The sequence below is a fragment of the Haloarcula laminariae genome, from assembly GCF_025457605.1.
GTDB lineage: Archaea > Halobacteriota > Halobacteria > Halobacteriales > Haloarculaceae > Haloarcula > Haloarcula laminariae.
The window spans coordinates 1,208,372-1,228,948 of the sequence record NZ_JAMZFY010000001.1; the positions used below are offsets into that span (position 1 = coordinate 1,208,372).

The following is a 20,577-nucleotide window of genomic DNA, read 5'->3' on the forward strand; positions in this document are numbered from 1 at the left end:
ATTGTTCGACATCGAACTGCTCGGCGACCGTCCGGGCAATCACAGATGGCTGGTCGAAGAGCCAGTAGGCGAGTCTATCTGTCCCGTCGCCGGTTCCAACACACATCCGTCGTCATTGCTGCAAGCGCTCGCAAAAGTGGAGATACATTAACGGATAAGCAGCGGGAACGTACTCGTATGAGTACCGGACCGAGTGGGACCAACCTCGAGGGGGAGGCTCCCGTCGCCGAATCTGTCGTCGAAACCGACGAGGCGACGATCACCGACGACGCCGAACTCGAACGGACACTCGGAATCGTCGGCGGTCTCGCGATCGGCATCGGGACGATGATAGGAGCCGGTATCTTCGTGTTTCCCGGCCTCGCGGGCGCGGAGGGCGGGACGGCCGCGACGGCCTCGTTTGCGGTCAGCGGCGTCGTGGCGTTGCTCGTCGCGTTACCCACCTCCGAGCTGGCGACGGCGATGCCCAAAAGCGGCGGCGGCTACTATTTCATCTCCCGCGGGCTCGGTACGCTCGCCGGGACTGTCGTCGGGCTTTCGCTCTGGCTCGGTCTTGTGTTCGCCACGGCCTTCTACCTGGTCGGCCTGGGGTTTTACGCACTCGATGCCCTGGCTCTGGTCGGGATAGGCGTCGGGGCAAATCCCGGTGGCATCGTCTCCGCACTCGCTGTGGTGGCCGGTATCGGGTTCACCGTGTTGAACGTCACCGGGACGGAGAACGCGGCGAAGCTCCAGAACGGGATAGTCGCGCTGCTGTTGTCGATGCTCGTGGCCTTCCTCGCCCTCGGGCTGTTCGACGTACTCGGTGTCACCGGCGCCGCGCCGTCCGGCGGAACCGAGGCCGACCGATGGGCGGCGCTACCGATTCTGTCCACGGCCGCGCTCGTGTTCACCTCGTACCTGGGGTTCGCGCAGGTCGCGACTGTCGCCGGGGAAATCAAACGCCCCGGTCGGAACCTCCCGCTGGCGATGATCGGGTCCGTCCTGATTGTCACGGTCATGTACGTGGTGACTATCTTCGTCGCGACGAGTGTCTTCGACCGGACCCAGCTCGGAACGTTCGGCGAGACGGCAATGGTCGAAATCGGCCGCGAGTTGCTCGGTCTGCCCGGGGCGTTCGTCATCGTCGTCGGCGGACTGCTGGCGACGATGTCCTCGGCTAACGCCTCGATTCTGAGTACGTCCCGGGCGATCTACGGCGTCTCGAAGGACGCGCTCCTGCCACGGTGGGCGAGCCGGATCAACCTCCGGTACGGAACGCCACACGTGGCGCTGGGGATGGCCGGCGGGCCGGTTATCGTCCTGGCGGCGACCCGCGAGGTCCAGTTGCTCGCGGAAGTCGCCTCGTTTCTGCACCTTATCATGTACGGGTTGATCTGTGTCGCCCTGGTAGCGATTCGCCGGGACGAACCCGAGTGGTACGAGCCGGAGTTCCGTGTGCCCGGCGGACCGGTCATCCCCGTCGTGGGCGCCGTTGCGAGCTTCGGCCTCATCGCGTTCATGGACCCCGCCTCCATCGTCGTCGGCGGGTTCGTCATCCTGGCGACCGCCGGGTGGTATCTCTATTACGCTCGGGACGTGACGTTGAGGGGGGCACTGTAATGACTCGCGTACTCGTTCCCGTCGCCGTGCTCGAAGGGGAGTCGGTCTCCCCCGGGTTGGTAGACCTGCTCGGGACCGTTGACGTGACCGTGCTCGGGTATCACGTACTGCCCGAGCAGACGCCGCCCGACCAGGCCCGGCTCCAGTACGAGGACCGCGCGACGGACGCGCTGGAAGATTTGAGCGACGCGTTTCGGACGGCCGGCGGTGCAGCCGATCACCGGCTCGTGTTCACGCACGACCGGCAACAGAGCATCGACCGAATCGCGGACGAGGTCGACGCAAAGGCCCTGGCGGTCCCGGGGATAACCGGCGACGTGGAGCGGGTTCTGGTGTCGCTATCCGGCGACGTCGCCGTTGACCGTATCCTGTCGTTCCTGACGGAGCTCGTCGGGGACCGTGATATCGGCGTGACGTTGCTTTTCGCCGCCGACACCGAGGACGCGGCCGCCGAACGACTCGATACGGCGGCAGAGCAGCTCCGAAGTAGCGGAATCGACGTGACGACGACCAGTGTCGTCGGAACCGGGCCGTCTGCGGCCCTCATCGAGGAGGCATCTAGCCACGACGCGATCGTGATGAGCGAACGGGCGCCGTCGTTCAGCTCACTCATATTCGGGGAGGAGTCAGACCGCATCGCGGCAGCGTCGGTCGGGCCCGTTCTCGTCGTTCGATACGAGGAAGGGCTCGACACGTAGGTATCGGCGTTCGACGACGGCGATTCGACAACCCCGTCCGCGTCGAGGGAGACCGGCGAGCCGGACGGGGACCGCTAGAGACGGTTGCCGGGCAGTGGCGGTTCAGAACGGAGTGTCCGGGGACCCGCGGCTCGCCGTCTCGTTTTGCATCGTCCGCTCCATCGGGTTCGACCCTACGTCGGCGCTCTCTTCGGGGTCTACGGTGACATCGTCGGTCTCTAGGTACTTCCGTTCGAGCTCCGCGAGCTGCTCGCTGATGGCCTCGCACTGCTGGTGCATCGGCGCGGGACGGACCCGAACGAGGTCGTACTCGTGGCGGTCGGAGAGCCCGTTCCAGGCCCGAAACGAGCCGATGGTTAACGTGTGGGTCTGCGGGCAAAACGGCGTGGTCGGCGTGAACTCCGCCCGGAGGACGCGGTCCACGTCCGCATCGTCGATAGCGTCCGCCCCGCTCTGCTCGACCGCGTAGCGAAAGCCCGCGTTCTTGTGTCGAGTGTCGAGGTTCAGCCGTGCGAGGTTGTAGTCGAACGTCATATCGTACACCGTCCGTTCTTCGAACAGCTCCCGGGTCAGGCGATGGAAGGCGACGTGGTCACTCCCCGCCAGTACGTCGTGCCCTTCCAGGAACCTGCCCGGCACCGGGTTGTGATTCGGGACGAACTCGTCGTAGCTATCGAACAGCGAGTCGTCGTTCCCGAACGGCGACGGAAAACTGGGCATATCGGTTCCTTCGCCGTCGACCACCATACATCAACGGCCGAATATATTCAGCAGTCGGGAGCGTCAGAACGGGGCTTCGGGTTGCTCGCCGCCGTCGCTATCAGTGGGGTCCTCCGCCTTCCCGATGAGGACTCTGAACTCGTCCGGTTCGCGCTGGCGGTACGCCCACCGGAACTCCGGGCCAGCCTCGGCATCGAACTGATGATACAACGGCTTCGGGTCGTGGTCGTTCACCAGCACGAACCCCGTGCCAGTGTCTAACTCGCTGTAGGCCTCGAAGATGCGCTCGTGGCGCTGTGCCGGCGGGAGCTCCCTGACGTCGTGTTCCGCGACGATTTCGATGCGCTCCTCGTCCGACGGCGACGCCGCCACGTCGTCGGTGTCGGTTTGCTCTGCGGCTTCCTCGACGTTTTCGTCGTTCGTGATGTGGACGCGGCAGCGCCCCGGTTCCGATTCGACGACTTCCCAGGTGAACGAGTCGCCGTACCGCTGGCGGAACTCCTGATGGAGCGGCTTCGGTTCGTGGGGAGCGACGAGCTCTAACGTCACGCCCTCGGGGAGCATTCCGTACCGGTGGTGGATTGTGGGGTGACGTTCCGGCTTCGGAATGTCGCGGACGTCGTACCGCGTGACGATGTCATCGTCGGTGTCCGCAGAATCGCCGGTCTTGACGACCTCTACCCGCCACTCCCCGGACCCGCGACTCGCGTACTCCCACTCGACGACGTCGCCGTGCATCGAACGCAGTTCGTGGTAGAGGGGCTTCGGGTCGTGGTCGTTCACCAGTACGAACCCTTCACTTACGTCCAAGTTGTCGAAGATTCCGAGGAGGGCCTCGTGTCGGCGCTGTGGCTTCAGGTCGCGGACATCGATAGTCGCGAGCGACCCGTCGAGGGACCCCTCGACAGTCACCTGTACCTCTCTCGGTTCCGCGTCGGGGTCCGCGTACTCCCAGTCGACGGCTCGGTCCCGTTCGAGCTGGTAGCGGACGAGGTGTGTGTCGATGTCCTTGTCGGCCACGACGGCGAACCCGCGGCCCGATTCAGTTTCGTCCAGCGCGTCGAAGAGTGGAGTCCGAAGTGTCTCCGACCGGTCACGCAGATCGAGTGTATCGGTCATCGAGTAGAGCGTGTCGTAGCTGACGGATGGGCCCTGTGCCGAAGATATTCGGACTGGTACTGCCGTGCAGACGGGAGCGTCGCCCGCCCCGGAGCGGCAGCCGGCTCGTCGCCGGCGATTCTCGCGACGCGATAGGCGCGTTGTCGTCATCCCGAACCACACCGGTATGAGCTGCATTACTTATCCAGAATATTGGCCCATAACGGGCCGATATACCTGAATTCGGCAGATACATCCCTCTCGTGACGAGGCTTCAGACCGATGGGAACGGGCTCTCGTAGCCGACGGGTATCGCTAGCTCAGCAGCGGCGGCTGTGGAGGGGGGTGACCGCGTGGCGTCAATTGCTGTCGTCCTCTCGATAGCACTCCTTGCGGCCCTGTTTATGTCCTTCACCGTCGGGGCAAACAGCAACTCGGCCCCCGTCGCGCCCGCCGTCGGGGCGAACGCGCTCTCGGTCCTGAAGGCGGCCCTCCTCGTCGGGCTCGTCGCCGGGCTCGGCGCAATCCTCCAGGGCGGGAGCATCTCGGAGACCATCGGCAAGGACCTCATCACGGGCGTTGCCATCACGCCGCTCGCAGCGGCGGCGGCCCTGCTGACGGCCGCGACGCTCATCACTATCGGAAACACGTACGGGTATCCCATCCCGTCCGCGTTCACCGTCACCGGGGCGATGATCGGGTCGGGCATCGCTCTCGGCGGTGGGTTCGCTGTCCACGAGTACGTCGTCATCCTCGGATTCTGGTTCGCGATTCCCATCGTCGAGGGCGTTCTCGCGTACGGGCTCGCCCGTGGGCTCCGAAGCGATGCCGTCCCCGAGGTTGTCGGCATCCCGCTCCTCGGTGGGACGGTCGGCTATGCGTTGGCCAACATCCAGCTTACTATCATCCCGACTGCGAGCGGCACACAGGGGTCAGTCGCTCAGTATCTCGCCACCACGTACCAGTTTCTGCCGACGGTCATCGGCGGCTCTTACACGCTGGGAATGGTTGTCGTGAGTGTGCTCAGCGGGCTCGTTGCGCTCGTCGGGACGCGCGCGTTACTCCGCCGCGACGAGACCGCCGGTATCAATCAGTTCCTCATCGCGCTGGGACTCGTCGTCGTGTTCACAAGCGGCGGGACGCAGGTGGGGCTGGCGACCGGCCCGCTGGAGGCCGTCTTCGAGACGGACCTGCAGCTCCCGTCCATCTACCTGCTCGCACTCGGCGGCGGCGGGATTCTCCTCGGAGCGTGGATCAGGGGGCCCCGGCTCGTCCATGCCGTCTCGAACGAATACGCGTCGCTCGGCCCGAGACGGTCGATTGCGGCCCTGATTCCGGCCTTTCTGGTCGCACAGCTCGCTATCGTACTGGGAATCCCGATATCGTTTAACAAGGTGATGATTGCGAGTATCGTCGGCAGCGGGCTGGCCGCCAGTTCGTCGGGCGGGAGCGGCATCTCGCTGCGAAAAGTCGGTATCACTATCGGGTCGTGGGTCGGCTCGATGCTCGGCGCGGGTATCGTCAGTTACGGCCTGTACAGCGTCTTGAACGCGTTCCCGGGCGTGGCATAATCACGAGACTATCTGGTCGATGATGTCCTCCTCTGCGGCCTGGGTCTTCATCCCCTCCCACGTCTCGAACTCCGTGGTGTCGTCGATATACTCGTTGAGCCGGTCACGGGAGATATCCTGTACGTCGCTAATCCCGTCGAGGTCCCACGGACTTTGGGCACAGAAGGCTCCGAACGAGTCGAACTCGGTGTGGTCGCCCATAAACCGCCTGGAGAAGAACGTTTCCGACTGGACTCGGGTGCCGGCTTGCAGTTCGCCGATTCGTTCGAGCGCGTCCCCGACTTTCTCTTCGAGGTCTTCCAACCCAGCGACCTGAAGATCCATACCCCCAAGTGAACTCTCGACGCTGGTAAAAGCCACGACCATCGTGCTGGCGGGTCTCTCCGGGGACCCGAGTTCGCCGTCGGTCGTCTCTCAGTCGTCGACTGTCGCCACCTCGAGTTCCTCCTCCAAGTCGGACTCCCCGACACTCGTGGGCTCTCGGACGTCACCGTCACGCCAGGTTCCGCGACGGAACCACAGCCAGGCGATGGTCGCGCCGGCGATGTTCGAGATGAAGAACGCGATCCAGATGCCGCGAACGCCGAAGACGAGGTCGGCGTACGGTATCGGCAGGCGGTACTGCGAGGCGACGTAGGCGATGGGGAGTCTGATGACGGCGAGCGTCAGGACCGAGATGGCGGCGGCGACGAGCGTCTTCCCCGCGCCGCGGAACCCACCGGTGAACGCCCGCATGATGCCGATGAAGCCGAACGACAGCGAGACGTACCGCAGGAACGTTGCCCCCTCGGCGATAACGGCGGGGTCGTCGGTAAACACGGCGACGATGGGCTCGGGCAGCAGGAAGATGCCCACGCCCATGAGCGCGAGGATGACAAAGAGCCCCTTCGCTGCGAGGTAGTTTGCCTCCTCGGCGCGGTCGTATTTGCCGGCCCCGATGTTCTGTCCGCTCATCGTCTCGACCCCGCGGGCGACGGCGATAGCGGGCAGGAAGATGACCGAGAAGACGCGGGTCCCGATACCGAACGCCGCGACGACCGTCGTCGAGAACATTCCGACGACGAGGAGCAACGCGTTGATAGAGAGCGCTCGCCCCGTCCCCTCGACGCTCGCCGGGACGCCGATTTCGAGAATCTTTCGCAGATACGTGAAGTCGGGAACGAGGTCCGAGATGTGGACCTGGATTCCCCGGGTTCCCGAGAGCATAATCGCGAGGCCGACGACCATCGCCAGGCTCCGGGAGAAGACCGTCGCAATAGCCGCCCCCTCAATGCCCAGCTGGGGGACGGCAATCGGGCCGATGTCCCAGCCGTTGATCAGGAACGGGTCGAGGATGACGTTGAGGATGACGGTTCCCAGCATCACCAGCATCGGCGTGATGGTGTCGCCGGCCCCGCGCATCAGCGAGATGAACACGAAGAAGCCGAACATGAACGGCAGACCGAGGGCGATTACCTGCATGTAGGCCGTCGCCCCGGGGAGCACGTCCGGTGAGGCCCCGAGGAAGTCCAGGAACAGCCGGATGAACGGGTACGATGCCAGTCCGAGTATCAGCGACGCGGCGAAAGCGAACGTGAACGTCTGGGAGGCCGCGTACTCGGCTTGTTCCGTCTCGTCCGCACCCGTGTGCTGTGCGACGAGGACGCTTCCGGCGACCGACAGGCCCATGCCCAGCGAGATGAGCAGGAAGACCATCGGGAACCCGAAGGAAACCGCGGCCAGCGCCTCCGTTGAGTAGCGGCCGAGCCAGAACGTGTCCGCGAGGTTGTAGGCCGTCTGCAACAGGTTCGTGACGACGATTGGCAGCGAGAGATACACCAGCGGTTTGAGGATGTCACCGTCGGTAAGCTGGAGTTCGTCTTGCCCCTTGAACAGCTTCATGCCCTCACCTCCGAACCGGGCTGCCAGCCCAGATACAGCGCCAGCGTCCACTCGATAGCCTCGCGGGTCCGGGTGGTCTCCTCGCCGAGCGCGACCGACCGGACGTGTGCGCCGTTCATCATCGTCGCGACCAGCCGTGCCACCTGCTCGGGGTCGGCGTCGTCGAAGTGTCCGTCCTCGATACCGTCCCGAACGGCCGTCGCCACCACGTCCTGGACCACGCTGTCGAGCTCGACGAACCGGTCCCGGAAGACGTCGTGATAGGGCGCCTGCGCCTTCAGCTCCATCATCGCGACCGGAAAGTCGTCGTGGTCGGAGGAGGGCTCTTCGAAGACGGCGTCGAGAAATTCGTTCAGTCGCTCGCGCGGGTCGCGGGCTTCGCAGGCCAGTCGCGACTCGAAGCGGTCGAGCAAGTCATCGAGAAAGGCGTTCAGTAACTCCTCTTTGGTATCGAAATGGTAGTGAATCGCGGCCGAAGTGACGGAGGACTCGGCGGCGATCCGCTGCATCGTGAGGTCGGCGTAGCCGTGCTCGCAGAGCGCACGCCCCGTCGCCTCGATGATTTCGGCAGTGCTCTCAGAACTCATGCTACCGGACTTACTGACTAGTCAGTAAAGAAGGTTTTGACTGACTAGTCAGTTAGATTGGCGCCGCTTCTGTGCGACGACCCGCAACACCGACACCGTCCGTGAGAGTGCTTATAAGTGAATCCGGGCCAAAGTCCGTAGTGTGAATCATCGACCGCTCGGAAACACCGGCTTTTCCGTGACGGAGATAGGGCTCGGAACGTGGGAAATCGGCGCTGATTGGGGCGACGTGCCCGAGGAGACCGGGTACGAGGCCGTATCGACGGCCTTCGACGCGGGCGTCGACTTCCTCGATACGGCCGACGTGTACGGCGACGGCCGGAGCGAACGGCTGATTCGCCGCGTGCTCGACGAGGAGGACATCGACGAGGACGATGTCGTCGTCGCCACGAAGGCCGGCCGTCGGTTGGACCCGCACACGGCCGACGGCTACACCCGGGACAACCTCGAACGGTTCATCGACCGGTCGCGGGAGAACCTCGGCGTCGAGACCGTCGACCTCCTGCAGTTGCACTGTCCACCGAACGAGGTGTACTACCAGCCGGAAACGTTCGAGGCACTGGCGGCTATCAGAGCGGCCGGCAAGATCTCCCACTACGGCGTCAGCGTCGAAAAGGTCGAACAGGCGCTCAAGGCTATCGAATACCCGGGCGTCGAGACGGTCCAGATAATCTTCAATCCGTTCCGCCAGCGTCCGAGCGAACGGCTGTTCGAAGCGGCACGCAAGCGGGACGTCGGCATCATCGTACGGGTCCCGCTGGCATCGGGGTTGCTGACGAACGCCCTGGACCACGAGACCGAGTTCTCGGCGGATGACCACCGGAAGTTCAACCGCGACGGGTCGGCGTTCGACCGCGGCGAGACGTTCGCCGGACTGTCCTACGACGATGCGCTCGAAGCGGTCGACGAGCTGGAGCCACACGTCCCGGCGGACATGACGATGGCCCAGCTCACTCTCCGGTGGATTCTCGACCACGACGCCGTGTCGACGGTTATCCCAGGCTCGACCTCCCCCGCTCATATCCAGGACAACGTCGCAGCCAGCGACTTTGCGCCGCTCTCCCACGAGCTACACGGCGTGATTCGGGACATATACGAGTCACACGTCTACGACGACGTCCATCACCGCTGGTGAGTTCCGGTCGCTTTGCTGCGTACCACCCGTCCGTCTGCGACCGCTGTCCGTGGATTCGGAATCGGTCTCTCCCAGACTCGCAGTTGAGGAGCAAGTCCTGACAAGCAGGGCCCTCATCACTGAGCTTCGCGATGAGTCCTCGGTCAGGCGCCGCGAAGTCAAGTCAGGCAACGAGTGAGTCACCGCACCGACCCGATGAGATTCGGCGGCAGACCGCCGCCCAAACGCGGGCCCTCGCGAATATTGGGTGGACTGGCGCCGTGATTGGCCGGTGTTCTCAGACGTCTCCAGAGACGATTTCCGCGATGCGCTCGCGGTCGAACAGCGTCGCATCGGCAAACGCGTCGGGATAGATGTCCTTTGCCGCTTTGTCAGTATGGTAGAAGTTGATTATCGGTCCCTGGTCGAGGTATCCGGCGTTGTAGACGGCGTCGTTCTGTACCGCCTGCATATTGCTCGTGACGGAATGTTCCGCTAGCGGTTCAACGACGCTTTTCCTGAATTCGGCTTCGGATGCACCGCCGTAGTTGCGTACCAGTAACGCTTCGGGGTCAATTTCGAGGAGGGCCTCCGGGCCGAGCGTCCCGTCGTCGGAGTAACTGTAGTGGCCAACGTCAGTCTCGGCGAGCGCATCACTTAGGCCGAGATTACGCCACTGTTTGGTGCTGACCCCGCCATCGTCGATTCGGAATGGGTAGAACGAGGTCCCCGTCTTGCCGGCTGGGAAGACGAGCATCACGGTCGGTCGCTGGTCGGCCGGTGGCAATCGCTCGTCGATCGTGTCCAGCATTTGTTCGTGGAGCTCAACGAACGCTTGGTACCGATTGCGGGCCTGGAAAACATCGGCCATCAGATCGAAGGCCTCGTAGAGGTCGTAGTAGCGATAGTCGTGCCAGTCGTCGCTGTGACGACGGATGAAGCTCCCGAAGAAGGGACCCAGGCTGGTCCTGACTTCGTCGATATCGGCCTGGCTCCAGTCATACCAGAGGTCCAATATATTCGGGTCGATGAAGTGGGTATCGGCGTTCATATCATAGAACAGTTCCTTGTCGACATTGCCGCTGACGAGCTCGACAATCTCGTCTCGGTCATGCGAAACGCCTGGCAGTGCGTCAAAGGCTTCGGCGGCGTAGCGGTCGTGGTTCTGAATGCCCAGTGTTTGGCCGCCACCGAGTGCGAACGCCATGTCCGCAAAGGTCGGCAACAGGGCGGTCCATTGCTCCGGTGGTCCATCGAACTCGACTTCACCGACTGGTTCGATATCGACAGTATACGTGCCAGCACTCGCTTCCTGGTCTGAACTAGAAGCAGTACATCCCGCAAAGAGCATACTGCCAATCACACCACTCGTCCCCAAGAACTCCCGTCGCGTTGATTCGACACGTCGCATACTCCCTAGAATTTAGGGTGGCCTAAAAATACTTTATGCAATCCGATGGTGGCTGCTACAGCATGGGACCTTGCCATCGAAGCGACAACCTCGACTCGGGCTGGAAGTTCAAAGTACGCTCGTCAGGTCTACTGCTAGTAGCGGCCACAAAGCGCAACTGAGCGGGCTTGGGACGATGGGAAACGAACGGTCACCCTGCGCGAGGTCTTTCGAGCCAGATATAAGGACTGGCGTGGTCCGGCGCCAGCGTCGACGGCGCTATGCGGGGTGTTCGGCCAGAGCGTCCACCAGAACGCGGCAGTAATCGGGGATGTCCGCGACGACGCGTCCCCAGACGATGTTACCGTCGCGGAACGCCGGTTCGTCGACCCAGGTCGCGCCGGCGTTAACCAGGTCGTCCTTGATGCCCAGCGAACCCGTAGCGTCCGAGCCCTCGACGATGCCGGCGGAGATGCCGACCAGCCCGGCGTGACAGATCATCCCGACGATTTTGTCGTCCTCGTAGATGTCCCGGACGAGGTCGAGTACCGACTGGTCGCGACGGATCTTGTCGGGCGTCCAGCCACCGGGAACCAGGACCGCGTCGACCGCCGCCGGGTCGACCTCCTCGGCCGCGAGTTCGCTCTCGGCGGTGAGTCCACCGCTCTTTCCCGTGTACTCCACGCCGGCGTCCACACCGACGACATCGAGCTGTGCCCCTTCCTCTTCCAGGCGCATGTAGACGGCCCAGAACTCGAGGTCCTCGAATCCGGGTCCGACCAACATGGCGATTCGTTTGTCTTCCAGTTTCATGTCTCATCACTGTTGGGAGCGCAAACCGGATGCGCCGGATGTACCTCTCCCGTATCGGCCCGCACCGGTCGCTTCCCAACCGTGTATCCGCATAGGCCCCGTTTCGGGATAGTCTTTTATTCTGGTGTTGCGAGAGGATGTCGAACTGGTTTGAAAATCAGAAAATCACCGTTTTATCCCACAAACGACACGTGAAAGACCGACGGCAGCGTACATCGATAGCTGTCAAACTCACCCTCTTTGCGCATATTTCTTACACGACCCTGGGAGTGATTAACAGCTGACTAGAAGGCAGGTATGTGGGCCGACGTTGTCGAAGCGTTCCCCACGAGTAGCCCCAGGATGTTCTCAGTCTTCCGCCCCAATGGTCGAATGCGAAATCCATTTCGACTAGTTCATCGATCACAACATTTTCTCGGGGGTAGACGAGTTTCACAGCCAACTCTCAGTCGGGAAAGCGTGGACACCAGAGTGGACAGGACGTGATTCCCTTTCACCCGCTGTTATCCCAGCTTTCACCGGCTAACTCGTTCTGTTGACCCATCTGAGACGTTGCAGACTATGGTCAGTTAGCAGGTGCTAGAAGCGCCAAGTAGTGAGGGCAGACCGTAGTTATAAGAACACTTGGAATGAACGTAAATTTATGGTACGAGTGCTGCTAGCCCTTGACGATGATTTAGCACAGACAAAGGCCCAGGTTGCGGCCATCGAGGACATGGTGGAAACGGCCGACGACGCGGAGGTGTTTATCCTACACGTCTTCGAGAAGAACCCTGAGGGAGCGTCTGTGCACCAGGTAGAAGCGGTCAGAGAGGCGAAGAAACGCCTCGAAGCGGCGGGCGTCACAGTCGAACTCCTCGAAGCCAGCGGTGACCCGGGAGAGGAGATACTCGAACGCGCGAAGGAGCAGGACGTCGATCAGATCTGTGTCAGCGGCCGGAAGCGCAGTCCTGCGGGGAAAGCGCTGTTCGGGAGCGTCACACAGGACGTGATTCTCGGAACCAACCGCCCGGTGCTGGTCTGTGGCAACTCGGAGGAGTAACCACGCCACCGGTCCGCCGTGGTTTCGGGAACTCGTTTGCCAGCAGGAGGAGCCCAGCGCTCCTGCCCCGGCCACTCCGACACAGCAGTGGAGGTAAGCGTAGTCGCTCTTTCCCCGCTGAAGACGGCCACGCCTCGTCTCGCTCACTGTTCGTCGGCTCGTCGCCGGACCATCGCGGTCGCCGCGTAGGAGATAATCAGCTCGTCGTCTTGATTCAGCCCCTGGTGGCGGGTCGTCACGACACCGCAGCTGGTGTCACTCTCGGAGATCCGTTTATCGATTATCTCGGTTTCCAACCGTAGTTCGTCACCCGGCCGGAGCGGCCGATGCCACCGGAGGTCATCCACACCGAGGCCGGCCTGTGTCGCCATGTCTTCGCTGCTCTCGACGTAGAGGCGCATACTGACGGCGGCTGTCTGCCAGCCGGAAGCGACCAGGCCACCGAAGACGGAGTCCTTGGCCGCTTCCTCGTCCGTATGGAACGGCTGTGGGTCGTACTTTTCGCCGAACTCGATGATATCCTCCTTGGAGAGTTGATATCCGTCCGAGTGGTGCGTGTCGCCCACCGAGATATCCTCGTAGAAGCGCATGGATGTTTTACCGCGGCGGGCGAATAAAAAACCGACGCGAACACCCGCAAGCGAAGGCCTACAACGCGATTACCGAATTTTATTTCACCCGGAAGTCCACCACTGTAAGGGCGAAACCACCACGGGTTTCTCGCTCTTCAAGTACTGCAGCTCTCGGCCGTGCATATTCTGGAATGGGTCAGTAAATGTGTCTCCGGGGCGGCTGCTCAGCCGGGCTCGGCCCAACAGGCCCAAAGTAATCCTAGAAATACAAAAACATCATCACCTTTAGAATTTGATATGATTTCGAGATATTCCACTCCTCTCCTGAATCGGGAGTATTTGACTGAAGCAAATCTAGGAGGGAGCTCTCCTCCCCGGAAAACGACTCGGTAGACTGATTTCAGAATTTCCCAATATCACCACCTATAAGCCGCGATAATTGTAGCTTATACGGATTATTTCGCTTTTTGTTCGAATAGGCGCTCGGTACTACCCTGTATCGGTCATAGTCAGAAGCCTGTTTCTTTATTTGTTGATTTGCGTCTGCGACCAATCCCTACGTAGCCGGGGGTCGGTTTGCAATATTCGTCGTGACCTCTTCTGGAGCTTTCTGAAGGAAATTCTATTAGAAAAGCACATAACATAGAATATTATAATATCGGCATAGCTATTCGGACTCCAGACACTCACATTCGAGCCCGTCTATGGCGTACAGTAAATACGTCAATACAGATGAAAGATAGTCCAATATCAAGTGCGTTGATTACCAACCGTCCGTTTCAGTTTTGTGGCCCCGTGGGTATCATATTAACTCTTATATATCTCTCGGAATAACAATCGTCAAATGCCGACATCCAAAGAAACTTCAAAAACTGCTACGTTCGGCGTAAAAAATATCGGTGGGATAAACAGTACTGAGATCTCGATTTCACCCGGCGTGACTGTCCTTACTGGCAAGAACGCGACAAATCGAACCTCTTTTCTCCAGGCGATTATGGCGGTTATGGGTAGCGACCGTGCGTCACTCAAGGCTGACGCGGACGAGGGACACGTCAAATTGGACCTCGGCGACGAGACGTACACACGGACGCTCACGCAGGCCGGAGACACGGTCAGAGCCGAGGGCGACCCCTACCTCGACGACCCGGAAGTCGCTGATCTGTTCGCGTTTCTGTTGGAGACAAACGAGGCCCGACAGGCTGTAGCCCGCGGCGACGACCTCCGGGAGATCATCATGCGGCCGGTCGATACTGACTCGATTAAACGCGAAATCCGGCGTCTAGAGGAGAGGAAAGACGATATCGATGCGGAGCTCTCGACGATTGAGTCCCGGCAGCGCGACCTCACCGACCTCGAACAGCGACGGAACTCACTGCGGGAGGAAATCGGTGAAAAGCGGGAGGAACTCGCCGCCAAAGAGGAGGAAATCGATCAGAGTAGTCGTGATATAGAGGAGGGCCGGAAGGAACAGGAGCAGTTCGAGCAGAAACTCAAAGAGCTCCAATCAACACGGTCGAGTCTAGAGTCCATACGGAACAAGATCGAGTCACAGGAAGCGAGCATCAGTTCGCTGAAACAGGAACGGAATCAGATACAGAACGAGATCGACGAGCTGCCGGAAGTCCCAGCGGGAGATCGCGATCAAATTGACGCGGAAATCGATCAGTTGCGAAGCGAACGACAGGCGCTGAATTCGGAGATCTCTAACCTGCAAAGCCTCATCCAGTACAACGAACAGCGGCTCGAGGAGGAGGACTACGAGATCGCCCAGACACTTGCGGAAGATACAGAAGGGGGCCCGTCAGACACCGTCACTGACCAGCTACTGGATGACGACGAGGGTATTGTCTGTTGGACGTGTGGGTCGAACGTCGACCGGAAACAGATCGAAGACACCGTTTCCCGCCTCCAGGATCTCCGCAGAGACAAAGCGCAGAAAAGAAGCGAGCTGAAGTCGAAGATAGACGATATAAAGTCCGAGAAGCGAGCAATCGAGGAGAAGCGAAACCGGCGTCAACAGGCCACCCGGAGACTGGAGAAGGTAGAGGCCGAATTAGACGAGCGCGATAGTAAGATCACGGCTCTCAAGCAGGAGCGAAAGGAGTTGACAGAAACGGTCGAGACGCTCGAGACGGAAGTCAAAGAGCTCGAATCCGAAGACTTCGAGGGCATTCTATCGCTACACAAGGAGGCCAATCAACTCGAATTCGAGATCGACAGTCTCGAATCGGACCTCGAAAGCGTGACCCAGGAGATCGAAGAGATAGAAGAGCTGGTCGCACAGGAGGATACACTCCGCGACCAGCGCGAGCAGGTCGAAGATGAACTCGCCGACAAGCGGACGAAAATCGACCAGATAGAGGCGGATTCGGTCGAGGAGTTCAACGAGCACATGGACGCTATCCTCGAAATTCTGGAATATGGCAATTTAGAACGGATCTGGATCGAGCGGGTCGAGAAATCCGTCCGAGAAGGGCGAAAGAAAGTCGAGAGAACGAAGTTCGAACTGCATATCGTTCGGACCACCGAGAACGGGGCCGCTTATGAGGACACCATCGACCACCTGAGCGAGAGTGAGCGGGAGGTGACGGGCCTCATCTTCGCGCTGGCCGGCTATCTCGTTCACGATCTCCACCGGGGCGTTCCGTTCATGCTGTTGGACTCACTCGAGGCGATTGATAGCGACCGAATCGCGACGCTGACCGATTACTTCTCCGACTACGTCGAGTATCTCGTCGTGGCGCTCCTGCCTGAAGACGCCCAGGCGCTGGACGACTCGTTCGACAGAGTTACCTCAATCTGAAAGGCGTTATCGGGGCCGTATCCCGCGATTGTACGGCGTCCTATCGGGCTATCTGAACCGACGGGCAGTAGCGGACGGATAGCATTTGATTACGCATGTACCCCCGTAAAAGACGACCCGCCTCGGAATAGACGGGACAACCGGCGTTCCGTTATAGAAATGCATTTCAAACTCGTATTACTATGTATTCTCAATGGCTGAACAAAAATCCGAGAGCCAGGAACCGGCCTGTGGCTGTAAACTCGGCCGAGTCGCCGCGAAATACGACCTACGAGATATCGACGAGAAGTTAGTCGAGTACTGGACTCACGACGGCGATGAACAACGCAGTACGCGGGAACTCGCGACGTACGTGAACCAGCGAACACTGGAGGCGGCAGTTACGAACGCCGGTATCTCGCACAAGGAGGGGGAAATCGAAAACACGTATCGACTGCTCACGAGCGACGACGTAACGAGCGGCACGCGAACGGAGACGCGGAACGAACTCGAACAAGACGGCGTCCCGATCGACGCCGTCGAATCCGACTTCGTCTCCCATCAGACGGTGTACAATCACCTGACTAAGTGCCTCGAAGCGTCGATCAAGCCCCCTAGCGATGAGGAAATACTCGAGAAGAGCGAGGAGAAGTTGGGTGCGCTCCAAAGCAGGACGGTAGCAGTGACCACGGATACGGTCGAGAAACTTGACCGCGATGGAATCCTCGATATCGGTGAGTTCAACGTACACGTCTCCGTGACGGTAACCTGTGAGGACTGCTTCCGGGAATACACTGTCCAGGACCTCCTTGAGCAGCGGCGCTGTGAGTGCCAGGAGTCGGACGACGGTGAACAATAGGTATCTGCCACCCCGTTGGCTCTCTCGTTTTGGGCTTTGTAACTCAGACTCACCAACAAATATGACAGATTCCACACCATAATGCTGAATACTCAATATAAAGATATTAAATGAGCTCTCGCCGGCTCGTTCTATACACTCCACAAAGCTGTTCAAGAAAGATACAGCCAGAGATACACTCAGATAGGACACGTATCAAAATAAGTTCCGTGTTTGGAAGGCACTGAGGGCCGAGAGCATACGTTGCCACAGTTTCTCGAGAACGATTTCGGAGAGCTCGGTGGTATAGTCGGGAGTACTCGCATTCGAAGAGTATGACCGGCCGGCTGATTCATCACGGTGTGCAGCCAGAGCGACATACCAGAGCGTGAAGCAGGGCTCGTCGATTGCGATACGATTCAGTTGGTTATCGCTGACAGGCTGTAACCTGGCCTTCTGAGTCTAATCGTGAAGGGCGTTCCAAGATTATAGGGCCCAAAATATCAGAAATATGAGTTGTATTTGAAATTGATGGTTTTTTGCGGTGCCAGAGAACCCACCCTCCTCTCGGGAGTCCGCTGTCGCTCCGGGAGCCCAGATGTTCGACCGCGACTCAGGCGAGACGGGTGGTTTCTGCCATCAAATCCGAGCGATTCCCCAGTTTATGTTCGCACGTGTCTGAACACCGGCTCGCAAGCGTCCGGCTGAGTTCGCTGGTAAAAGTTTAGGAAACGCCATTACCATTGCTAATTGCAAATGGTATAGAGAGGCGTAGTACAATCAATACAGACCGTGTCACGTGAAAAGATTGGATTTCGGTGAACAAGCGTCCAATCACCGTTTACGACGTAGCGGTCGAGAAAACGCCGGACTGGCGGTGAAAATGCGGAGACGGCTTAGTGACCAGCACAGAATATGGAGGTCTCCTCGGTGAGAACTGGATAGGGCTATCGACGACCTACAGCTCGTCGCGGTGGTCCGCATAATGTGCCCGACCCTCGTCAGTAATCCAGTAGATGACAGTTCTCTCACCGGGCTTTTTTCGGTCCAGGAGACCTGCCTCGACCATCCCGTTGAGCCAATTTCTCGCTGTCTCGCCTTCTACGTCGAACTTTTCAGCTATCTCTTTGGTGATGAATGCGGGGTCCGGAGAGACGACGAACTCTTCGAGGACGCGTTCGCGGCTAACCGCTGGATCGGGTCCGCGCGACACATGTGTCCGTGACCCCGGGGCGTATTCAATCCAACTAAGATATACTGCTGTCTATTACCAAATAATAAGCGCCCGTAGAAGAACACAGTAGGGACCCACCCATGGCGGTCGGTTTGTGTCCATCATCGGTTGCCACGGGGCAATCGCCAGCCGCGTCCACCTACAGCTGAGACACATACCGTCGGCGGTCAGTATCTACACGGGACTCTCGGGCGGTAGTCGTTCGAATCCAGCCAGTACCCACCCGAATACACTCAAATCCCAGTTTGAGTCATCCCAACTGATAGGGTATATCCGGGTAACGTCTAGTCCGATGACACACAGATTACTCGTCTTAGTTGTACTCTCCTCGGTACTGGTAGCGGGATGTGCCGGTTTTCAAGGGGCCGAGACGCCGACAGCGGAGACGCCAACGGCAGAAACGCCGACTCCAAGCCCGACCGGTCCTGAGACCAGCGCTGTCGCCGGTGTCTCGAACGAAACGCTGACGAACGCCTCGGCGCTTATCGCGTCTAACGAAGCGGCCATCACAGAACACGGAGCGAGAATCAGTATCGACCAGGCCGGGCCCGAAACGAAGCGGGAATCGCAGTTGACGGTCGGGGCAGACGGGACGTTCGAACGTACGATGACAGCCACCGCCAGTAGCGGCCAATCCGGGTCGTCGGCCTACTACAGCAACGGCTCAGCGACCTACGTTCGGGTGCAATCCGAAAACGGAACGAGCTACCGCGTCGTCGAGCAGGGGGACAACACCTGGGCTGGCTTCAGTTCGTCCCTCGAAACCGTCCTCGCCGCCGGAACGTTCACCGTTGCTACCGATTCGAGCGACTCGGAAAGGGTCGTGTTAACCGCCGACGAGTTCCACACGGAGGGGACTCACGGCGTTCTCGGCGACGCAATGGCACTGGACGGCCGACTCGTCCTCGACCGGAACGGTCAGATACAGAACCTCACGGTAACCGGGGACGAGAACGGTGAAGCGGTGGCCTACACCTATGAACTCCGAGAGTCGTCCGTAGAACGTGCGTCCCCACCAGCGTGGATTGCCGACGTTCCGCCGAGCGCGAGTCTACACCCCGACCTCTCCACGACGGTAGAAAACGACTCGTTCCTTCGCATCGACCACCGCGGCGGTGACGCAGTGCCGCGGAACGCGACGCTCTCCTTCTCGGCAAACAACACCGCTGGCACCGTCACGTTCGACGCCGCACTCGAATCCGGGGAGACCCGCTACGCCTACTTCACGGCGAGCGACGGGTCGCTTGTCTTGACATCCGAACAGCCCGCTTCCGGGGAAGCTGCGGCTATCGAGAGTCCGGCCACCGTCACGATCTCGGTCGGTGACAGTGTAACGCTCCACAGCGTCGGTATGGGCTGGGGTTCCGAAATGACCAGCGAGCCCGCCGAAGCTGAGGCCAGTCAGGATACCGGGCCGTAGACGACTTCGGCAGACAGACATTCGGAGGGAGTCCCTGGCCGGCAGCACCCTCGGCTACTAGACGGAAAGCCGACACACAACAGTAGCCACGATGATAGTCACTCAGCGCCCCGGAACGTCCGGATTAAGATAGCCAGAGTCAGCAGCAGTACGACGGTAAAGCTGACTGCGATGATGAGTGTGCCCGTCCCAACCATACGCCATGCCCGGTAGTAAATCGGAAGAAGATTCTGCTTTGGAACTCCCTGCCAGGCCGAATCCTGAGCAAGTACCGGCACCGGCCCCGAGAGCCCAAACGGGCGAGTCCGTGGCGGCAGAACAGCCCCTACAGTATTATACGCGACAGACGACAGTGTCCCCTGATGCCCTCCAGACGACAGGTCCTAACCACGATTGGTGGAAGTACAGCAGTTGCGACGGCCGGCTGTGCCGGGTTATTCTCGTCGGACGACGACAGCGTACCCGGTCCGGAGTATCCGGGCGGAACGCTGTGGATATACAACACGGCCAAATCGGACCTCGCGGTGACGGTCAAAACGGTCGATTACTCCCCGTCAGCAACCCTCCAGAAAGTGGTTCCATCGGGGGATACCGAGATTCGGGAAGCGTTCGTCTCAGCGCCCGCCGGCACCAGCGTCACGCTGAAAGCGCGTGTCGAGTCGTTCGCCGAAGAGTGGCTCTCCTTCACGTTCCTGCCGAGCGGGGGCGGCACTGAGACTGCGACGCCACCGCAGTACGCCCGGCTCCATATCCCCGGCACCGACGGCGAGGTCAACTGGCAGACGCGGGAAGCCAGCGAGTAGCGCCGAGTCGAGATGTACCGGGCGGTCACAGCGATAGGTTCACCCGCGGATTGAGCGGCGGTACCTCAGGCCAAGACACATGTAGCAGATGGGAAAAGTCACACAGCATGGACGATGCTGCCGCCCGGAAGAACGATATTATGCGTATGATTATCGGGCTGCAGCTCACTGTGCTCGGAGCGGCCGTCGACGAGTTGGTTCTCCTTCTCGCTGTTGGCCCGCTTTTGACGTTCGCTGTGTACACGAACGAACTGCGGCGACGCAGGTGAGTTTTGCATCCGTACTGTCCAGACCAACCCGGAGACACCAGCGGCCGTGGAGACGTGGTCCTAACCGGAGATAGACCTCTAGAGACGAAGTGACTGGCGCGAAGGGCCAGCCGAGTTCGGTGCCTCTGACAGCCCGTGTACGG

General features: G+C 60.3%; 19 protein-coding genes. 10 read left to right on the forward strand and 9 right to left on the reverse strand.

Features of this window, described 5'->3' with window-relative positions; translation table 11 throughout:
* Nucleotides 1-177: 177 nt before the first annotated feature.
* Together NJQ98_RS06310 and NJQ98_RS06315 are read left to right on the forward strand one after the other, a co-directional pair.
* Nucleotides 178-1,602: an APC family permease gene (locus NJQ98_RS06310; RefSeq protein ID WP_262177100.1), complete on the forward strand. Its 1,425-nt coding sequence runs from the start codon at nt 178-180 to the stop codon at nt 1,600-1,602.
* The gene (locus NJQ98_RS06315) at nt 1,602-2,300 is read left to right on the forward strand and encodes a universal stress protein (protein ID WP_262177103.1); all 699 of its coding nucleotides are present in this window, start codon (nt 1,602-1,604) and stop codon (nt 2,298-2,300) included. The genes NJQ98_RS06310 and NJQ98_RS06315 overlap by 1 nt, the downstream gene beginning before the upstream one ends.
* Before the next feature lie 102 nt (nt 2,301-2,402).
* On the opposite strand, the gene NJQ98_RS06320 is transcribed toward NJQ98_RS06315, so the two are convergent.
* Together NJQ98_RS06320 and NJQ98_RS06325 are read right to left on the reverse strand one after the other, a co-directional pair.
* Nucleotides 2,403-3,020 carry a DUF7998 family protein gene (locus NJQ98_RS06320; RefSeq protein ID WP_262177104.1) on the reverse strand — a complete coding sequence of 206 codons (618 nt, stop codon included), beginning with the start codon at nt 3,018-3,020 and terminating at the stop codon, nt 2,403-2,405.
* Between the two features lie 63 nt (nt 3,021-3,083).
* Nucleotides 3,084-4,139 (reverse strand): DUF2249 domain-containing protein, encoded by a 1,056-nt coding sequence (locus tag NJQ98_RS06325; RefSeq protein WP_262177105.1) that lies wholly within the window; start codon nt 4,137-4,139, stop codon nt 3,084-3,086.
* 332 nt (nt 4,140-4,471) lie between these two features.
* Between NJQ98_RS06325 and NJQ98_RS06330 the strand changes: the two genes are divergently transcribed.
* Nucleotides 4,472-5,689, forward strand: coding sequence for an inorganic phosphate transporter (locus NJQ98_RS06330; RefSeq protein WP_262177106.1), 1,218 nt, complete (start codon nt 4,472-4,474; stop codon nt 5,687-5,689).
* Here NJQ98_RS06330 and NJQ98_RS06335 read toward each other — a convergent pair whose 3' ends face one another.
* From NJQ98_RS06335 to NJQ98_RS06345, 3 genes are all read right to left on the reverse strand, one after another.
* A complete protein-coding gene (locus NJQ98_RS06335; RefSeq protein ID WP_262177107.1) occupies nt 5,690-6,013 on the reverse strand; it encodes a hypothetical protein in 324 nt (107 codons plus the stop codon).
* Between the two features lie 90 nt (nt 6,014-6,103).
* Complete coding sequence (locus NJQ98_RS06340; RefSeq protein ID WP_262177108.1) at nt 6,104-7,570, reverse strand: MATE family efflux transporter; 1,467 nt, start codon at nt 7,568-7,570, stop codon at nt 6,104-6,106.
* Nucleotides 7,567-8,157 (reverse strand): TetR/AcrR family transcriptional regulator, encoded by a 591-nt coding sequence (locus NJQ98_RS06345; RefSeq protein WP_262177109.1) that lies wholly within the window; start codon nt 8,155-8,157, stop codon nt 7,567-7,569. Before NJQ98_RS06345 ends, NJQ98_RS06340 begins: the two co-directional genes overlap by 4 nt.
* A gap of 142 nt (nt 8,158-8,299) precedes the next feature.
* On the opposite strand from NJQ98_RS06345, the gene NJQ98_RS06350 reads away from it, so the two are divergent.
* Nucleotides 8,300-9,292, forward strand: a complete 993-nt coding sequence (locus NJQ98_RS06350) for an aldo/keto reductase (RefSeq protein ID WP_262177111.1) — start codon at nt 8,300-8,302, stop codon at nt 9,290-9,292.
* 277 nt (nt 9,293-9,569) lie between these two features.
* Here NJQ98_RS06350 and NJQ98_RS06355 read toward each other — a convergent pair whose 3' ends face one another.
* Both NJQ98_RS06355 and NJQ98_RS06360 read right to left on the reverse strand, forming a co-directional pair.
* Nucleotides 9,570-10,682, reverse strand: a complete 1,113-nt coding sequence (locus tag NJQ98_RS06355) for an ABC transporter substrate-binding protein (protein WP_262177112.1) — start codon at nt 10,680-10,682, stop codon at nt 9,570-9,572.
* Nucleotides 10,683-10,940: 258 nt separating this feature from the next.
* Nucleotides 10,941-11,474 carry a type 1 glutamine amidotransferase domain-containing protein gene (locus NJQ98_RS06360; protein WP_262177114.1) on the reverse strand — a complete coding sequence of 178 codons (534 nt, stop codon included), beginning with the start codon at nt 11,472-11,474 and terminating at the stop codon, nt 10,941-10,943.
* A 643-nt stretch (nt 11,475-12,117) separates the two neighbouring features.
* On the opposite strand from NJQ98_RS06360, the gene NJQ98_RS06365 reads away from it, so the two are divergent.
* The gene (locus tag NJQ98_RS06365) at nt 12,118-12,516 is read left to right on the forward strand and encodes a universal stress protein (RefSeq protein WP_262177115.1); all 399 of its coding nucleotides are present in this window, start codon (nt 12,118-12,120) and stop codon (nt 12,514-12,516) included.
* A gap of 143 nt (nt 12,517-12,659) precedes the next feature.
* On the opposite strand, the gene NJQ98_RS06370 is transcribed toward NJQ98_RS06365, so the two are convergent.
* Nucleotides 12,660-13,106, reverse strand: coding sequence for a MaoC family dehydratase (locus NJQ98_RS06370; RefSeq protein ID WP_262177117.1), 447 nt, complete (start codon nt 13,104-13,106; stop codon nt 12,660-12,662).
* A gap of 826 nt (nt 13,107-13,932) precedes the next feature.
* Between NJQ98_RS06370 and NJQ98_RS06375 the strand changes: the two genes are divergently transcribed.
* Both NJQ98_RS06375 and rdfA read left to right on the forward strand, forming a co-directional pair.
* Nucleotides 13,933-15,891 (forward strand): archaea-specific SMC-related protein, encoded by a 1,959-nt coding sequence (locus tag NJQ98_RS06375; protein ID WP_262177118.1) that lies wholly within the window; start codon nt 13,933-13,935, stop codon nt 15,889-15,891.
* Between the two features lie 193 nt (nt 15,892-16,084).
* The gene (rdfA, locus tag NJQ98_RS06380; RefSeq protein WP_262177120.1) at nt 16,085-16,729 is read left to right on the forward strand and encodes a rod-determining factor RdfA; all 645 of its coding nucleotides are present in this window, start codon (nt 16,085-16,087) and stop codon (nt 16,727-16,729) included.
* Nucleotides 16,730-17,666: 937 nt separating this feature from the next.
* Here rdfA and NJQ98_RS06385 read toward each other — a convergent pair.
* Entirely contained in the window at nt 17,667-17,921 is a 255-nt protein-coding gene (locus NJQ98_RS06385; RefSeq protein WP_262177121.1) for a MarR family winged helix-turn-helix transcriptional regulator, read from the reverse strand.
* 115 nt (nt 17,922-18,036) lie between these two features.
* Here NJQ98_RS06385 and NJQ98_RS06390 point away from each other — a divergent pair, with 115 nt between their 5' ends.
* The 3 genes from NJQ98_RS06390 to NJQ98_RS06400 all read left to right on the forward strand — a co-directional run bounded on the left by NJQ98_RS06390 (nt 18,037) and on the right by NJQ98_RS06400 (nt 20,434).
* Nucleotides 18,037-19,362, forward strand: coding sequence for a DUF7537 family lipoprotein (locus NJQ98_RS06390; RefSeq protein ID WP_262177123.1), 1,326 nt, complete (start codon nt 18,037-18,039; stop codon nt 19,360-19,362).
* A 362-nt stretch (nt 19,363-19,724) separates the two neighbouring features.
* Nucleotides 19,725-20,165 (forward strand): hypothetical protein, encoded by a 441-nt coding sequence (locus NJQ98_RS06395; RefSeq protein WP_262177124.1) that lies wholly within the window; start codon nt 19,725-19,727, stop codon nt 20,163-20,165.
* A gap of 107 nt (nt 20,166-20,272) precedes the next feature.
* A complete protein-coding gene (locus tag NJQ98_RS06400; RefSeq protein ID WP_262177126.1) occupies nt 20,273-20,434 on the forward strand; it encodes a hypothetical protein in 162 nt (53 codons plus the stop codon).
* Nucleotides 20,435-20,577 lie beyond the last annotated feature (143 nt).

Bases quoted from the DNA above. Each gene is read 5' to 3' on its own strand.
- NJQ98_RS06360 (WP_262177114.1), bottom strand. From the start codon at position 11,474: ATGAAACTGGAAGACAAACGAATCGCCATGTTGGTCGGACCCGGATTC.
- NJQ98_RS06315 (WP_262177103.1), top strand. From the start codon at position 1,602: ATGACTCGCGTACTCGTTCCCGTCGCCGTGCTCGAAGGGGAGTCGGTC.
- NJQ98_RS06335 (WP_262177107.1), bottom strand. From the start codon at position 6,013: ATGGATCTTCAGGTCGCTGGGTTGGAAGACCTCGAAGAGAAAGTCGGG.
- NJQ98_RS06340 (WP_262177108.1), bottom strand. From the start codon at position 7,570: ATGAAGCTGTTCAAGGGGCAAGACGAACTCCAGCTTACCGACGGTGAC.
- NJQ98_RS06375 (WP_262177118.1), top strand. From the start codon at position 13,933: ATGCCGACATCCAAAGAAACTTCAAAAACTGCTACGTTCGGCGTAAAA.
- NJQ98_RS06400 (WP_262177126.1), top strand. From the start codon at position 20,273: ATGGACGATGCTGCCGCCCGGAAGAACGATATTATGCGTATGATTATC.
- NJQ98_RS06345 (WP_262177109.1), bottom strand. From the start codon at position 8,157: ATGAGTTCTGAGAGCACTGCCGAAATCATCGAGGCGACGGGGCGTGCG.
- NJQ98_RS06365 (WP_262177115.1), top strand. From the start codon at position 12,118: ATGGTACGAGTGCTGCTAGCCCTTGACGATGATTTAGCACAGACAAAG.
- rdfA (WP_262177120.1), top strand. From the start codon at position 16,085: ATGGCTGAACAAAAATCCGAGAGCCAGGAACCGGCCTGTGGCTGTAAA.
- NJQ98_RS06395 (WP_262177124.1), top strand. From the start codon at position 19,725: ATGCCCTCCAGACGACAGGTCCTAACCACGATTGGTGGAAGTACAGCA.
- NJQ98_RS06325 (WP_262177105.1), bottom strand. From the start codon at position 4,139: ATGACCGATACACTCGATCTGCGTGACCGGTCGGAGACACTTCGGACT.
- NJQ98_RS06310 (WP_262177100.1), top strand. From the start codon at position 178: ATGAGTACCGGACCGAGTGGGACCAACCTCGAGGGGGAGGCTCCCGTC.
- NJQ98_RS06320 (WP_262177104.1), bottom strand. From the start codon at position 3,020: ATGCCCAGTTTTCCGTCGCCGTTCGGGAACGACGACTCGCTGTTCGAT.
- NJQ98_RS06370 (WP_262177117.1), bottom strand. From the start codon at position 13,106: ATGCGCTTCTACGAGGATATCTCGGTGGGCGACACGCACCACTCGGAC.
- NJQ98_RS06355 (WP_262177112.1), bottom strand. From the start codon at position 10,682: ATGCGACGTGTCGAATCAACGCGACGGGAGTTCTTGGGGACGAGTGGT.